We start from the raw sequence: 15703 nt of genomic DNA on the forward strand, positions 1-15703 counted from the left end.
ACAGCAGAATGAATATCAAGTTAACCAATAACGAAAAAACGTCTAATAACCGCTCGCATCATTATCTGGAGAGAAGTTTTCGCCAGGCACCCGATAAACATTAGTATGAATGCTACCATTGCTAGCTAGCTCCAGCAAACGATAGCCGGGTTGAAGTCCATCTAGGGCAAAATAAGAAGATTTTGGCTTAAATTGTATACAAGTTGACGGGGTCGCCATTAAGTGAATAGCACCATTGGCGCCTTGATATTCACTATCAATAGCTTGATGCACATGGCCCCATAGCGCGGCTTTCACTTGAGGGTATTCCCCCATGCGCTGTAAAAAGTTATCGCCATTAATCATGCAATGCTGATCAAGCCAGCTGCACTGCACTAAAATGGGATTATGGTGCATAACCAGTAACACGTGTTTCTCAGGATCAGCTTTGATAGCAGCATCAATCAATTTAAATTGATCTTCAGCCATAAAGCCACCCGGTTTACCACGCACTGTTGAGTCCAACATCAATATTTGCCAGTTACCAATGATAATGCGCTGCTGACCAAACAATTGTTTGCCCTGCATATGCAAGCTCATCAAGCGTGGGTCATCATGATTACCCGGTAAATAATGACAAGGCATATCGAGTTTTGTAACTGCATTTGAAAAATGCTGGTATGACTGAGGAGAGTAGTCTTGGCTGATATCGCCAGAGGCCAACATGATGTCAGCTTGCTGATCTGATGCTAAAAAAGTGTCTAGTACCGCCTGAAAACTGGCAGCCGTATTCACCCCTAAAAGCTGCGCTTCTGGATCGGCAAATAGATGAGGATCAGTGACTTGAATCAGCCTGACGACATCCGTTTCAGCGATGGGGTAACTCACTGGCTCTTTTAGCACTAATTAATCCTAGACATAAATTAATTCAATGTAGCAGAACTATGTCGAACATAGATGCTGGGGACGGCATCCAATCTTAAGTAGCTCTTCCAAAAATGCATTAACTTGATATTTCTCATCCGTTTGATGCATATGTACATTTGGATAATCATACACTGCTTTTAATCGATAAATCTGTTGACTAGTTAACACTTCTGCTAATTGAGCATCATGATAGACTCGCACACATGCTTTAGGTGTGGTAAGGAAATCTCCCAAAGGAAAATGCCGCTTTATTTCAATTAGTTGTGTATATTTAGTATTTTCAATAATCGTGATATCTAATAGCCCAAATTGGCCTTTAACAGTCCAAGGCTCATTAATTTCACCATCTTCAGGTAACCATTTCAAAATCAGCGCATAATTACGGCCGCACAATGCTAAAAAAGCACTCACGTTTGGCTGGTACTTATTTTTGGTTACTTGCTGACTCAATTCAAACCTCTTTAATTAGCTTTACATTACGCTTAAATATTGATGATAAGCCGCTTAGCCAGTGTGCTGATTGAACGGCTATGAGGTCACTTTATCTAAGTTTAATGCCAACCATTGTAGACCAATCACGGTAGAGGCATTATCAATACGGCCATTGTTGACCATATCCATGGCGACATCAAAATCGACCACATGCACTTTTATATCTTCATGCTCATATTCAAGGCCGTGTATGCCTTGGGCTTTACTGGCATCAACTTTAGCCCAGTAAAAATAAAATCGTTCAGATGAACCACCTGGTGTCGCCAGAAAGCTATTAACGAAATGCATTTCAGTGGCACTAAGCCCTGTCTCTTCCATTAACTCTCGATGGGCAACCTCTTCGGCCACCTCGTCAGCGGCGATCATACCTGCAACCAATTCAAGTAGCCAAACAGAATTGGTGGTCCCTATTGCAGGTAAGCGTATTTGCTCGATAAGGACGACTTGATGAGTGACTGGATCATAGGGCAGTACCACAACCGCATTACCCCTTTCAAATACTTCACGAGAGACAACCTCACTCCAACCACCGTCAAAAAGTTTATGCTTAAATTGATATTCATCCACTTGAAAAAAGCCTTTAAAAACGGTTTTAGTATCAATGATTTCAACATCTGTTTCAGCGTTAAACTGTGCAAGTATTTCATTATTTTTCATATTTTTTTCTTACAATTTGTAAGCCCTTTAAAATATTTCATACACTATTATACGGTGGTTATATTTAAGCAGGGGATTTTAATAAAGTCTGTTACAACTTGAAAGTTGATATTTGCCTTAGAAATGATAACCTTTTTCACGATATACAGCAGAGTCTGTTGATCTTTCATGGTTATTTTTGCAACAACAGCTAAAATCTATCTAGGTAATTGAGCAATAAATGTAACATTGGCATTTTTCATACCAATTAATGCATTATCCGTAGCAATAAATGTTACTGAAACACTGTAAAATTTAAGCTAGAAAGATGAACAGATCCTCGCTGCATAGCGACAACTCAGGATTTTAAGCAAGTGCGATAGTACTAAATGATGCTTACTTAATAATGAGTACCGTAAACACCAAAATTATTTTTCCTCCATTGATGGAGATATTGTCTAAAAGGGCAGCAAATGAAATTTAAAATTAGTTCAATATACGCAGCGCTAACATTAGCAGTTGCTGCACCTGCGGCAAATGCTGACGATTTACTGCAAATTTATCAACAAGCACTTACCAGTGACACCGTAGTACTGCAAGCACAAGCTCAGCGCGATGCATTATACGAAAGCATTGAAGAAAACCGTGCGCCTTTACTGCCGACTATTAGTGCCAACGTGGGTTACTCAAAGGCATGGAATAAAGAAGATGGTCAGGACACCAACAAGCCAGATGGCTTTACTGGTGGTATCAGCTTAAACCAAGTTATTTATGATCACAGCGCTTGGGTCGGTTTAGATTTAGCTGAAATGGCAGCATCACAAGCTGACTCAGCTTATGCATCAACGTTACAATCATTAATTATCCGTGTAACTGATGCATACTTTGCTGTATTAACCGCAAAAGATAACTTTGAGTTCCAAGGTGCTGAAAAACGTGCGATTGAGCGTCAATTGGAGCAAACTAAGCAACGTTTTGCAGTAGGTCTTACCGCGATTACCGACGTTCATGAAGCTCAAGCGCAATATGATTTAGCCTCAGCCACTGAGATTTTGGCCGAAAATACCTTAGCAAACAGTTACGAAGCATTACGTGAAATCACAGGTATAGATCACAAGTCAATTAACATTCTAGATACGACCCGCTTTTCTGCTGGCGCAACCTCGCCAACAACCTCAGCTGAATGGTTAAAAATTGCAGAAACCAACAGTATTGATTTAATGACCCAACGTATTGGCCGTGATATTGCCAGTGAAACCATTAGCCTTTTTAAAGCTGGCCATATGCCATCATTAAACTTGGGCGCTGGTTACACTAAAGGCTTTGATCAAAACCCAGGTCTTGATTACGACAATGCCAACATTGGCATTACCTTAAGCGTACCGATTTTTGAAGGCTTTAAAGTTTCGTCACAAGTAAAGCAAGCTCAATATCAATATGTTGAAGCCAGTGAACTGCTTGAGCAAACTCACCGTAGTGTGGTTAAAAATGTACGCAATAACTTTAACAATGTCGGCGCGTCAATCAGCTCTATCCGCGCTTACGAGCAATCTGTTATATCTTCTGAAAGTGCTTTAAAAGCCACTCAAGCAGGTTTTGAAGTGGGCACGCGTACCATTGTTGATGTATTAAACCGTACTCGTGATTTATACGATTCAAAGCGTCAACTGTCTGATGCTCGTTACGGCTATATCACTTCAATCCTTGCTCTTAAACAAGCAGCCGGTACTTTAAACGAAGACGATATCATCTCAATTAACAATGGCCTTATTTCAGAATAACCTTTGTTACTGAGTAAGCCCTATTGCTGATGCCTTATTCAGGCAACAAAAAAACCGCCAAATGGCGGTTTTTTATTGGGCATTTATAACGCTTATTCAGTCTTTAGAATGTCAGTTCAACACCGGCAAAGGCACCTTTAAACGACATATTCTGAGTTGTGCGAGAAAAATCATCAACATCAAATTTGAACTCGCGGTAACCCACTCGGATTGCCGTGTCTAAAGCAACACCATCAAATTTCCAACCTAAACCAGCGTTGTAGTCATAAACATTTGACTCATCAATGCCTAGCATAACGTCAGCAAATGCATATAAACCCAGCCCTGGCACACCGACTTCAGCACTACCGTAAAGCATAACAATACCGCTATCAACATCGACTTCTGAAGAAATTGCAGAACCAGCATCGGTAGTGCCATTAATTCTTATTGAACCATGCATTTGCTTGTAGGCAGCACCTAAATCTAAAGCTACTAAATCATTATCTAAAATTTCGTAATAAAGTACGAAATCCGTATTACTTAGATCATTATAAGCAGTAGAAGCGCCATCGATAGAAATATCGTTAAAGAAAAAGTTTGAATCAGTTTGCTTGCCTTTACCTTCTAAACGATTTTCACGAATTTTAACGTTAGGCACTAACGGAATTGGGTGCTCAAAAGCAATCCATACACTGCCCTGTGCATCAGAGTCATAGTTATAAGTTTGCCCTACACCATCGTCACTATTGAATGAGCCGCTGGTGTCAGCTTGCCAATAATCACCACCGACTTTAAAACCAAGCACAGTTGCAGCTTGCGCTGAAGAGATGCTTAATAAACCCAATAAACTGGTGGCAAGAAGTGTCTTTTTCATCATTATCCCTGAGAGAGTAAGTTAGTTAAATCGATTACCGCAGCATTCGCGCGGGAAATATAGTTAGCCATGACTAATGAATGGTTGGCGACTAAACCAAAACCATCTCCGTTCAGCACCATTGGGCTCCAAACAGTTTGCTGAGTGGCTTCAAGTTCACGAATAATTTGTCGTAAACTCACCTCAGCATTTTTCTTTTCCAGTACATCTGCAAAATCAACTTCAATTGCCTTCATGAAATTAAGCAAAGCCCAAGCACTGCCTCGGCTTTCATAAAGCACATCATCAATTTTCCACCAGCTGGTTTTAATTTCTGAACTGGCGAGCGATGGCGTTGATTGCCTTGCAGTAGAATCACCGGCTAAATCAGTATTTAAACGCTCTTGACCAACACTGGCAGACAGCCGTTGTGAGATACTGCCTAAACGTTTTTGCACTTCTTTAAGCCATTCATTGAGGTTGTCTGCGCGGGCGTAAAACTGGGCATTACTGTTTTCGGTATCACTGATTTTAGCGCGGTAAAGTTTCAGTAATTTTATCGCTTCACGGTACTCGCCTTCAGCGCTAGGCACCAACCAACTGGTATGCTCAATATTAAGTTTTGAATGCGCAGCCAGTAAATCGCTATCTGCTGTCGATTGAGATTGTGAGCGACTAAACTCTTTACGCATAATCAGCGCTAAATCGCGAGACTGCTCTAATGCACCAAACTCAAATGCTGGCATATTATCCATCATCACTGATGGCGGCATAATATCGTTGGAAAGCCAGCCACCTGGTTTGTCCAATAAGCTTTCGAGAGTGTCTATCAGTGAAGAAGTTGTCGCGTAGCCAATAACGTGCTCGCCACGTTCATTTTGTAGCGTTTCGGGCTCTAGGATGTCTGGCTCAATGCTCCACCAAACCGCAATGACATAGCCGATTAATAGAATAATCCCTATGACACTAAAAATTTTTTTCCTTGTGATTTGCATCAATACAACTCCTTAATGATGATGGTGATGATGGCTTTCTTGCTGATCAGTACTCGCCTTTTTATCAACCATTAATTCAATATTTAACTGCTGACCATCAGCAAAAGTTAATGTTAATGGTACTTTATCACCGACGGTTAACGGCTTAACCAGTGACAACAGCATGATGTGATCACCCGATGGTTGCAATGTTAAGCTGCCATGTGATTCTATATCAAACCCTTCAACTTGGCGCATTTTCACAATGCCATTTTCTTCAATTAGGGTATGTAATTGGGCTTCTTTTGCCACTGGTGTAGTCACAGAGACTAATGTAGCAGTGTTATCTGAATGGTTCATTAAAGTAAGATAAGCTGCGGTGTTGGGCACACTGGCAGGCATGGCTCTAACATGGCCTTCTGAAAGCATAATGCCCGCAGTGGCCGAAATAGAAAATGTGGTTAAAACTAAAAAACTAAACAGCTGTTTGAATATCGCTTTCAATGTCTTAAACTCCATGTACACCCTAGTCGCTTCCCGAAGGAAAACAGCCTATGAGTCAGATTCAGATAAAGGATGATCAAGGCGTACGTATTATCAGTTTCAATCGTCCTGAAAAACGAAATGCCTTTAATCTTAAAATGTACCAACAGCTTACAGAATACCTGATCCAAGGTGAGCACGACAATGCAATTCGCGCCTTTATGTTACGAGGCGAAGGCAATTGTTTCACATCGGGTAATGATATTAGCGATTTCCTCAACAGCGGCGAGTTAAATGAAACCCATCCCACAGTGCAATTTTTGCATTGTATCCTTGAGATAAAAAAGCCATTGATAGCCGCAGTATCTGGCGCAGCTGTGGGCATTGGTACCACTTTATTACTGCATTGCGATTTGGTTTATGCCGATAACAGCGCTACATTTCAGCTACCTTTTGTCAATCTCGCCTTGGTACCAGAAGCAGCATCAAGCTTGTTACTTCCGCTCATTGTCGGGCAGCAAAAAGCGGCTGAACTTATCTTATTAGGTGAAAGCTTTACTGCCAGCACCGCAAAAGAATTAAATATTATCAACCAAGTGGTTGAGCAATCACAATTAGATGATTTTGTATTATCACAAGCAAAGAAATTAGCAGCTCAGCCACCGTTGGCGCTGCAGGCATCTAAACAGTTATTAAGGCATAACCAAGCTGAAGTGAAACAACAAATGCTTAAAGAGTTAGTGTTGTTTAGTGAAAGACTAAAAAGTGATGAGGCCAAAGCTCGGTTCCAAGCTTTTTTAACGAAGTAGTCTCTGGTTTAAGCATTGATATCATTTACGCTGGGATAAACCAGTAAAATAGTCATTTAACACTGAAGTATGAATGATAATGCTGAACTAATCTTGAACGACAGCAGCGTTCATACTTCAGTTTAATATCTGGATTTTTTCTGGGTCATGATAATGGCAGTCACAAAGTAACCAATGAGTCCGATGCTAGGGCTCATTAAAATTGCCACTAGGGTTAACACTCGGGTCCACAATACTGACCAGCCAAATTGTTTTGCTAATCCGTGTGATGCGCCACATATCAAACTGTCATCGGTTGTTAACCATTTTTCTAAGTCTGTTAAGTTCATTTTTGTTCTCCTGCGATCTCCATTGAAGCCAGTTCAGCAGACATTGCCTTGACGCTATTAAATTGGTACCACTGCAACCCACATATCATTATCGAGCATGCGATAAAGCTAAAAACAGGAAGCAGTAGTAAAGAAGTTAATGGATCAGCTAAATGAAATATCATCATTAAATCCATAAATCAGTCCTCATTGCTTGCTAAAGCAGTGTCTGATTGTGTTGCTATTACATCGTCAGTCATTTCAAGCGAGCTGTTTAACTCAAAAACTTGTTCAGCAATTTGGCTATGTAAGCTCAAGCTAATTTCTTGTCTCGCAGTTTGTAGCATTTCAGTGGTTGCATCAGTCAAACGAGCTTCTAATACCTCTACCATGTCAGCACTATTAAGTTCATTTGCTTGAGCACCAATACTTGCGGTGGCGATAACAGCAATTAATGCCAGTTTCTTAAACATGCGATTGCTTGTTGTAGATGATGAACTAACCACTGAATTTTCATTTGATATTGAGTTAAACATGATGTTTTCCTTTCCTAATGTTGGGTACACCATGGTTATTACAAGCTACGTGCCAAGTTTTAAAAAACAATATAAACGACTGATTAATAGTAGTTATATTAACTTCAAACAAAAACAGGCTCACAACAGTCACTGAACAATAATCAAACAATTAGTCATTTTCACCATCCTGATAGTGAATTTAGCTAATACTTAATTAGCTAAGCTACAGGCATAAAAAAAGCGCCTCAATGAGACGCTATTTTTAACGAATAAAGACTTAATCATTACTCATGTTATTAGGGTAGAAAGTCACATCAGCAGGCGGCCTACTTTGATGCATTTTCTCAACCGCATCCCAAATAACCTCAACACCCGCACCCGGCTTATGAGCGTTTTCACTAAGATATCTACGCCAGCCCCTTGAGCCAGGTAGGCCTTGAAATAAGCCAATCATGTGACGAGTGATGTGGTTTAAACGCCCGCCTGACTGTATATGCTGCTCAATGTAGGGCACCATTTGTTCAATCACTTGCTCACGAGTTAACACAGCTTTGTCGTCACCGTAAATACGTTGATCCACTTCAGCTAATATATAAGGGTTTTGGTACGCTTCACGGCCGATCATCACCCCATCTAATTGCTGTAAATGCACCAATGAATCTTCAATGGTTTTAACGCCACCATTAATACTGATATTTAAATCAGCATAATCCCGCTTTAATTGATACACCCGCTCATAGTTAAGCTCTGGAATTTCACGATTTTCTTTTGGGCTTAACCCTTGTAACCACGCTTTTCTGGCATGGACAATAAAAGTATCGCAACCAATAGCTTTAACCGTATCAACAAATTCGGTGAGAAATTCATAACTGTCTTGCTCATCGATACCAATACGGGTTTTAACCGTCACAGGGATATCAGCAACTTGCTTCATGGCATCAACACATTCTGCAACTAACTTAGGCTCAGCCATCAAACAAGCGCCAAACCGTCCGCTTTGGACTCTATCTGATGGACAACCCACATTTAAATTGATTTCATCATAACCGCGCTCAAAAGCCAGTTTGGCACAGGTGGCTAAATCTTTAGGGTTAGACCCACCAAGCTGCAAAGCAAGCGGATGCTCTTCTTGGTTATAAGCTAAGTAATCAGCCTGACCATGAATGATCGCCCCTGTCGTCACCATTTCGGTATAAAGCACAGTATGTGCAGACATCAGGCGCGCAAAGTAACGGTAATGCCTATCGGTCCAATCAAGCATGGGGGCGATAGAAAGCGAGCGGTTGAGTGTTGTTAGAGCCAAAATGGTACCTTATCGAAGAAAATCAACGATTAATAAAATATGATGCTTACTAAAAAACGAACTAGTGATTATATCATTAACAAACGGCTAATTAATATCAGCAGCCACTAATTTCATCACCAAGAAACTAAAATGCTTGATTAACCATAACCCAAAACTGACTTTCATCACCGCCAGTAACAAAGTCGGTTCTTATCACTATACCTTCAACTTCAAAACGTATGCCTGCGCCGTAGTTAGTTTTCATATCATCATGCAGTTCAGTTAAAGTAAATTCATCAGCCACATTGCCAGCTTCGGCAAATAATACCCACTGCCACCAAGGAATGTTATATAGATTAAACACCGGCAGTGATTGTAGTGGCTGCCATTGAGGTGTGACTCGATACTCTAGGGCATAATTGACTGCGCTGCGGCCAGTAAACTGCTTTGAAGAGTAACCGCGCAAACGATCAAAGCCACCTAATGACACCCCAGCAAAACTAGGAGGCTGCTGAAATTGCTGTTGTTTATAATCTTGCTCCCAACTTGGGGTATCCGCTAAGTAGAAATTAATCCCGAGCACTTGTTGCTCAAACCAACTGTTACTCCCAAAAGACATAAATGCGCTTTGTTCAAATTCCCACATCAACCAGCTTGGATCATCATCGACACTAAAGCCTTTGGTGATGGTTAGATTTGTTTGACCACCCTCGGTGCTATTTAGTTTGGCATCGCGGTTATCCCAATTAAAAGCAAGCTCAACACCACGGGCTTCGTCGGCTAAATAGGCTAATGCTTCAAGCTCTCGATACTTGCTAAACGGGGTTAAGCTGATAGAGCTAACACCTGACTCTAATGGGTTCCAGCTAATTGGTGTGGTGTTTTTCCCAAGCGCGTTTGCAGCGCCATGCTTACCTCTGGCGATGGGTAATACATATTCCATGGTCAGTTTGTTAAAGCCTTCATCCCCGACACTAATGACTCGACTGATGTCATTGGCTTTTGGCTCGTATAGGTCACTATTGGGCAAGTAATATATCCCTTGCTCGTAATGACCACGAAACAATTCGGCACTAAATAACCATTGATCAAGCTCTGGCAATTGATAATGATAAAAACCTGCATAACTTAGCCAACTGTCATTGGCAGAGTATAAGCCAATGCCTAATGCTACGGCTTGCGGTTGACCGGCATGCTTAAGGACACCTGCTGCGCCGAATGTGGTGCTCAAGGTCTCAGTTGAAAAGACAATTGGCACAGCGACAAATTCTGGAGACAGTGCTTTTTCAGAGGGCGTTACCGCAGACGGCTTTTCAGCAGTATTTTGTTGCTGTGACTGTGGGTTTATCTCAGAAATAAGCTCAGTCTCTACAACCACTTCTGTATCAGGGCGATGACTCGTTGTGGTTTTACTGGCAGTCACATACTCTGGATCATTTGAAATTACGGAGTGAATAGCTTCAGACTGGGCGACACTGTCGATACTAAAAAACACGCAATAAATCATAACGACTGATTTATACAACTGCACTTAACACTTCCTATCTATGACTAATTTAAGATTCAAGCTCTAGGCTATAAACCATTAATTAAATTGAGATTAATCTTGTAAATCAACCACGACTCTTGGGGTGAGTTTAGTTACTAACTCATAAGCAATGGTGCCAATGTGCTCTGCCACTTCTTCTACAGCGAGCCCTTTACCCCACAGCTGCACTGAATCCCCGACCTTATCAGTTGCATCAAGCCCCAAATCAACGGTCAGCATGTCCATAGAGACTCGACCAACAATGGGCACTCTGCGGCCATTAAGCAACACGGGGGTACCTTCAGGGGCATTGCGCGGATAACCATCGCCATAACCTATGGCAACCACGCCTAGACGAGTATCTTGTTTTGCAGTCCAATAAGCGCCATAGCCAACACTTTGTCCGGCTTTATGCTCACGTACCGCAATAAGGTTTGACACTAACTCCATTGCGGGAACTAGCCCATGATGAACACCTTTATCACCCAGTACAGGCGATACCCCATAGAGTGCGATACCTGGTCTTATCCAGTCACACTGGCTTTGAGGCCAAAATAACGTAGCGGCAGAATTAGCTAACGTTCGATCGCCAGGTAAATCGTTAATCAACTGCTGAAAAGCATCAATTTGCACTTGGGTTAAGGGATTGTCAGGCTCATCGGCACAAGCAAAATGGGTCATTAAATGAATAGGTTTGGCAACTTGTGGGCAAGCCATTAAGCGTTGATAAACAGCCTTGAATTGTTCAATACCAAAGCCTAAACGATGCATGCCTGTATCAATTTTAAGCCAGACGGTTATGGGCGCAGTAAGTGTCGATTGCTCTAACATCACCAATTGCGACTCATGATGCACCACGGTATCAATTTTATGCTCAACTAATGTGGGTAAGTCAGATTGACGAAAACAACCTTCAAGCAACAGTAGCTTAGCGTTAACACCGCCTTGGCGTAATTCAAGCGCCTCTTCAAGTCGCGCCAGTCCAAATCCATCGGCGCAGTCAATACAGTCAGCGACAGACTCGGCCACGTTGAGCAAGCCATGCCCATAACCATTGGCTTTAACCACAGCCATGACTTTACTGTTGGGCGCAATTTCACGCAGCCTTGCAAGGTTAGCCTGCAAAGCTTTACGACTAATTTCAGCACGGGGAAATGGTTTCAAATAACTAACCTTACTGATTGCTTCATTCAAATAATTGAGCAACACAAGACTAAAAAATGAGCCTCTGCGTTAAAACAGAGGCTTTTCGGTACGACTAACGCAAAGACTAAATACCTATCTGATGAGATTAATCTTCATCAAAGACTTGTGCGCCAGAATAATTATCAAAACGCGAGAACTGGCCTTGGAACGCCAGCGGCACGCGGCCAATCGGGCCGTTACGTTGTTTACCAATAATGATTTCAGCGACACCTTTTTGTTCTGAATCATCGTTATACACTTCATCACGATAAATAAACATGATCAAATCCGCATCTTGCTCAATTGAACCTGATTCACGTAAGTCAGAGTTAACTGGGCGCTTATCAGCACGTTGCTCCAACGAGCGGTTAAGCTGTGATAACGCAATGACCGGGATCTCTAGTTCTTTGGCTAAGGATTTAAGTGAGCGCGAGATTTCTGCAATTTCTAAGGTACGGTTATCTTTTAATGAAGGCACCTGCATTAACTGCAAGTAATCAATCATGATCATTGATAAACCGCCATACTCACGCGCAATACGACGGGCACGACTTCGCACTTCTGTCGGCGTTAAGCCTGAACCGTCATCGATATACATTTTGCCTTGCTCAAGCATAATCCCCATGGTTGAAGAAACACGCGCCCAATCTTCATCATCTAACTGACCGGTACGAATTTTAGTTTGATCAACCCGGCCAAGTGATGCCAGCATACGCATCATAATTTGTTCTGATGGCATCTCTAAACTGAAAATAAGCACAGGTTTATCTTCATTCATGGCTGCTTGTTCACACAAGTTCATCGCAAAGGTGGTTTTACCCATTGAAGGACGTGCCGCCACAATAACAAGGTCACCCGATTGGAAGCCGGCGGTCATTTTATCAAGATCGGTAAAACCACTTGATACACCGGTCACACCGTTATGGGGGTTATTGTATAACTGCTCAATTTTGTCGACGGTTTTTTCAAGGATCGATTTAATCCCTTCAGGGCCTTCGTTGGCATTAGCACGCGACTCAGCAATTTTAAAAACTTTAGTTTCCGCTAAATCCAGTAAATCACTGGAGTTACGACCCTCAGGGTTATAGCCTGCATCAGCAATTTCATGGGCAACACCAATCATGTCACGTACAACAGCTCGTTCACGTACAATATCGGCATAAGATAAAATATTACCCGCACTCGGGGTGTTTTTGGCAATTTCACCTAAGTAAGCAAAGCCGCCAGCGTCTTCAAGTTGATCTTCAACTTCCAGGCGCTCTGATACGGTGATCAAATCAATCGGGTGACTGCTTTCAACCAAACGGCTCATCGCAGCGTAAATCATCCGATGGGAGCGAGAATAAAAATCTTCGGGCACAAGCGCTTCAGCCACTCTATCCCAGGCCTCAGCATCAAGCATCAACCCACCAAGAACCGATTGCTCAGCTTCAATTGAATGCGGCGGTAATTTCAGCGCATCAACTTGAGCATCTTTGAACCTTTCTCTGGCTTTAAAAGGACCTTTCTGTGACATTAAAACTCCCAATTCCCAACCTGTTTGTAAATATGGTATAACACCGAGGTCATGCAAACATGTAGTACAATGATATCGCGTAACATTTATCCCAACACGGATAAACAATCAGAATAAATAACAACAATAAATAATAAAAAATAAGGAAAGAACATGCGTTATGCACTCGTTGCAGCCCTTGTGCTGTCTTCTGGATTTGCCTATGCCGATGAAGGTCAGTGGCAACCCTATCAAATGCCTTCTATTGCAGATAAATTAGCACAACGCGGCATCGATATTCCTGCTAAACAGCTTGCAGATTTAACCCAGTATCCAATGAATGCGGTTGTGGGTCTGGGCTATTGTACCGCCAGTTTTGTCTCTCCCCAAGGCTTAGTTGTGACCAATCACCATTGTGCCTATCGAGCCATCCAATATAACAGCAAAACTGAACATAATTACTTAGCAGACGGCTTTCTAGCTAATACTAAAAAAGAGGAGCCATCAGCAGGCCCTAATGAGCGATTATACATCACTGAGAAGGTAACGGATGTCACTTCTCAAGTGAATGCGAATTTAAGTCGCGATCCTCTTAGCCGTTATGAAGATATCCAATCAAACCGTAAAGCATTAATCAAAGACTGCGAAACCGACGAAAACTACCGTTGTTCAGTCAGCAGCTTTCATAATGGACTTGAGTATTACTTAATTAAACAACTCATTATTCGTGATGTCAGACTAGTATACGCACCACCTGAAAGCGTAGGGGCTTTTGGCGGCGATATTGATAACTATGAATACCCACGCCACTCGGGCGATTTTACCTTCTTACGTGCCTATGTGGGCAAAGACGGTCAGCCGGCAAGTTATGCCGAAGACAATGTGCCTTATCAGCCAAAAAGTTATCTTAAAATAAATGCTGATGGCGTTAAAGCCGGAGATGGCGTGTTTGCCGCAGGCTATCCGGGAGCGACCAGTCGTTACCGCCTAACCAGCGAGTTAGAGTTTGCCAGTGATTGGATGTATCCAACCTACGCTAAGCGCTATCAACTGCAAATCGACACCATTAATCAAATGGCTGCCGACAATAACGCCATTGCGATTAAATACGCCGGTAACCTTGCCTCCATGGCAAACAGAATGAAAAAACTGAACGGGTTACTCGATGGTTTTAAAGCCACAGATATTGTCGGTATCAAACAATCACGTGAAGATAACTTCTTAGCTTGGCTTAAAAAAGACGCCAATGCTAACCATCAATTGATTGGTGAATTAGAAGCATTACTGGCTGAGCAAAATAACCTCATTCAAACTGACTATTATTTTAATAATGCCCAATCAAGTGCAATACTTGCCGCAGCTAAAAAGCTCTATCGTTTAGCCAAAGAAAAACAACTGCCCGATGCAGAGCGTGAGCAAGGGTTTCAGCAGCGTGATATGAAAATGTTTGCCGCTAACTTAAAACGCCTTGATAGAAGTTTTGATGCCAGTGTCGATAAAACCTTGTGGCTACAAGACTTGAACGCTTACATGGGGCAAAATCAGCGCGTTGAAATTCTTGATAACGCACTGAATAAGATCTCTGATGCTGAGGCATTATCAGCAAAATTAGATGCCTATTACGCCTTAACCACTTTAATGGATAAAGAGCAGCGTTTAGCTTGGATGGACAAAGACGCCCAAGCCTTTGAAACCAGCTCAGATCCGTTTATTCGCTTAGCGGTAGCGCTGCACGACACCAACATGGCACAGGAAAAAGCCGAAAACACTTTAAAAGGTAAGTTATCAACCGCTCGCCCTGAATACATGAAAGCCATCATCAGCTATTACAAAGCCAATGACTGGCCTGTGTATCCAGATGCCAATCGCACCTTACGGATCACCTACGGCATGGTCGATGGTTATCAGTCTGCAGATGCACTCTATAAGCAGCCTTTTACCCGTCTCGAAGGCATAGTGGCTAAACATACTGGCGAAGATCCATATAACGCGCCACAAAAGCTATTAACGGCAATTAAAGCCAATGATAACGGTGAGCACTCTGTCGCATCGGTTTATCAAGATCCACGCTCATGGATTTGTCGTTTATTCTCTTGTTTAGATACGCCAGAAGAATTTAACTCAGTGCCGGTTAACTTCTTATCCAGTGTTGACACTACAGGTGGTAACTCAGGTTCACCGGTATTTAACGGTAAAGGTGAGTTAGTAGGTTTGAACTTTGATTCAACTTACGAGGCGATTACTAAAGATTGGTTCTTTAACCCAACGATAACCCGTGCAGTACACGTAGACTTTCGTTACATCCTATGGATGATGGATAAAGTTGATCACGCCCAAAACTTGATTGATGAGTTAGAGCTAGTAAGAAATTAGAGTATCACGCCCCAACTTGTGCAAACGAGCTTGGGGTACCCTGACCACTCTCATTACAGGTAAAGCTGAAGCCTTAAAAGCCTAAAATTAAGACA

15 protein-coding genes are annotated in these 15703 nt (G+C 42.1%); 3 read left to right on the forward strand and 12 right to left on the reverse strand.

The window, feature by feature from the left end; translation table 11 throughout:
- Positions 1-42 precede the first annotated feature (42 nt).
- The 3 genes from cpdA to nudF all read right to left on the reverse strand — a co-directional run bounded on the left by cpdA (position 43) and on the right by nudF (position 2055).
- Complete coding sequence (gene cpdA / locus BCU91_RS14115) at positions 43-882, reverse strand: 3',5'-cyclic-AMP phosphodiesterase (protein WP_076539079.1); 840 nt, start codon at positions 880-882, stop codon at positions 43-45.
- A 39-nt stretch (positions 883-921) separates the two neighbouring features.
- Complete coding sequence (locus BCU91_RS14120) at positions 922-1356, reverse strand: DUF1249 domain-containing protein (RefSeq protein WP_102439950.1); 435 nt, start codon at positions 1354-1356, stop codon at positions 922-924.
- Between the two features lie 78 nt (positions 1357-1434).
- Complete coding sequence (nudF, locus tag BCU91_RS14125) at positions 1435-2055, reverse strand: ADP-ribose diphosphatase (protein WP_102475901.1); 621 nt, start codon at positions 2053-2055, stop codon at positions 1435-1437.
- A 452-nt stretch (positions 2056-2507) separates the two neighbouring features.
- Between nudF and tolC the strand changes: the two genes are divergently transcribed.
- Positions 2508-3815, forward strand: coding sequence for an outer membrane channel protein TolC (gene tolC / locus BCU91_RS14130; RefSeq protein WP_102439952.1), 1308 nt, complete (start codon positions 2508-2510; stop codon positions 3813-3815).
- A 103-nt stretch (positions 3816-3918) separates the two neighbouring features.
- On the opposite strand, the gene BCU91_RS14135 is transcribed toward tolC, so the two are convergent.
- From BCU91_RS14135 to BCU91_RS14145, 3 genes are read right to left on the reverse strand one after another with little or no spacing between them, the layout of a single operon-like run.
- Positions 3919-4671 (reverse strand): TIGR04219 family outer membrane beta-barrel protein, encoded by a 753-nt coding sequence (locus BCU91_RS14135; protein WP_102475900.1) that lies wholly within the window; start codon positions 4669-4671, stop codon positions 3919-3921.
- Between the two features lie 2 nt (positions 4672-4673).
- The gene (locus tag BCU91_RS14140; protein ID WP_102439954.1) at positions 4674-5645 is read right to left on the reverse strand and encodes a DUF2333 family protein; all 972 of its coding nucleotides are present in this window, start codon (positions 5643-5645) and stop codon (positions 4674-4676) included.
- A gap of 12 nt (positions 5646-5657) precedes the next feature.
- On the reverse strand, positions 5658-6143 hold the full coding sequence (locus BCU91_RS14145) for a copper chaperone PCu(A)C (RefSeq protein ID WP_102439955.1): 486 nt from the start codon (positions 6141-6143) through the stop codon (positions 5658-5660).
- A gap of 35 nt (positions 6144-6178) precedes the next feature.
- On the opposite strand from BCU91_RS14145, the gene BCU91_RS14150 reads away from it, so the two are divergent.
- Positions 6179-6916, forward strand: a complete 738-nt coding sequence (locus BCU91_RS14150) for an enoyl-CoA hydratase (RefSeq protein ID WP_102439956.1) — start codon at positions 6179-6181, stop codon at positions 6914-6916.
- A 122-nt stretch (positions 6917-7038) separates the two neighbouring features.
- Here BCU91_RS14150 and BCU91_RS14155 read toward each other — a convergent pair whose 3' ends face one another.
- The 6 genes from BCU91_RS14155 to dnaB form a co-directional block, all read right to left on the reverse strand.
- Positions 7039-7245 (reverse strand): PspC domain-containing protein, encoded by a 207-nt coding sequence (locus tag BCU91_RS14155; RefSeq protein WP_102439957.1) that lies wholly within the window; start codon positions 7243-7245, stop codon positions 7039-7041.
- A gap of 179 nt (positions 7246-7424) precedes the next feature.
- Complete coding sequence (locus tag BCU91_RS14165; RefSeq protein ID WP_133126612.1) at positions 7425-7760, reverse strand: hypothetical protein; 336 nt, start codon at positions 7758-7760, stop codon at positions 7425-7427.
- A 259-nt stretch (positions 7761-8019) separates the two neighbouring features.
- Positions 8020-9045, reverse strand: coding sequence for a tRNA dihydrouridine(20/20a) synthase DusA (gene dusA / locus BCU91_RS14175; RefSeq protein WP_102520509.1), 1026 nt, complete (start codon positions 9043-9045; stop codon positions 8020-8022).
- A 127-nt stretch (positions 9046-9172) separates the two neighbouring features.
- On the reverse strand, positions 9173-10558 hold the full coding sequence (locus BCU91_RS14180) for a hypothetical protein (RefSeq protein ID WP_102475898.1): 1386 nt from the start codon (positions 10556-10558) through the stop codon (positions 9173-9175).
- 69 nt (positions 10559-10627) lie between these two features.
- On the reverse strand, positions 10628-11719 hold the full coding sequence (gene alr, locus BCU91_RS14185; RefSeq protein WP_102440117.1) for an alanine racemase: 1092 nt from the start codon (positions 11717-11719) through the stop codon (positions 10628-10630).
- A gap of 127 nt (positions 11720-11846) precedes the next feature.
- On the reverse strand, positions 11847-13256 hold the full coding sequence (gene dnaB / locus BCU91_RS14190; protein WP_076539121.1) for a replicative DNA helicase: 1410 nt from the start codon (positions 13254-13256) through the stop codon (positions 11847-11849).
- A gap of 153 nt (positions 13257-13409) precedes the next feature.
- On the opposite strand from dnaB, the gene BCU91_RS14195 reads away from it, so the two are divergent.
- Positions 13410-15608, forward strand: a complete 2199-nt coding sequence (locus BCU91_RS14195) for a S46 family peptidase (RefSeq protein ID WP_102440116.1) — start codon at positions 13410-13412, stop codon at positions 15606-15608.
- The last annotated feature ends 95 nt before the right edge of the window (positions 15609-15703 follow it).

The organism is Shewanella sp. 10N.286.52.B9 (assembly GCF_002873635.1).
Taxonomy (GTDB): Bacteria; Pseudomonadota; Gammaproteobacteria; order Enterobacterales; family Shewanellaceae; genus Shewanella.

Bases quoted from the DNA above. Each gene is read 5' to 3' on its own strand.
- nudF (WP_102475901.1), bottom strand. From the start codon at position 2,055: ATGAAAAATAATGAAATACTTGCACAGTTTAACGCTGAAACAGATGTT.
- tolC (WP_102439952.1), top strand. From the start codon at position 2,508: ATGAAATTTAAAATTAGTTCAATATACGCAGCGCTAACATTAGCAGTT.
- BCU91_RS14135 (WP_102475900.1), bottom strand. From the start codon at position 4,671: ATGAAAAAGACACTTCTTGCCACCAGTTTATTGGGTTTATTAAGCATC.
- BCU91_RS14140 (WP_102439954.1), bottom strand. From the start codon at position 5,645: ATGCAAATCACAAGGAAAAAAATTTTTAGTGTCATAGGGATTATTCTA.
- BCU91_RS14145 (WP_102439955.1), bottom strand. From the start codon at position 6,143: ATGGAGTTTAAGACATTGAAAGCGATATTCAAACAGCTGTTTAGTTTT.
- BCU91_RS14150 (WP_102439956.1), top strand. From the start codon at position 6,179: ATGAGTCAGATTCAGATAAAGGATGATCAAGGCGTACGTATTATCAGT.
- BCU91_RS14155 (WP_102439957.1), bottom strand. From the start codon at position 7,245: ATGAACTTAACAGACTTAGAAAAATGGTTAACAACCGATGACAGTTTG.
- BCU91_RS14165 (WP_133126612.1), bottom strand. From the start codon at position 7,760: ATGTTTAACTCAATATCAAATGAAAATTCAGTGGTTAGTTCATCATCT.
- dnaB (WP_076539121.1), bottom strand. From the start codon at position 13,256: ATGTCACAGAAAGGTCCTTTTAAAGCCAGAGAAAGGTTCAAAGATGCT.
- BCU91_RS14195 (WP_102440116.1), top strand. From the start codon at position 13,410: ATGCGTTATGCACTCGTTGCAGCCCTTGTGCTGTCTTCTGGATTTGCC.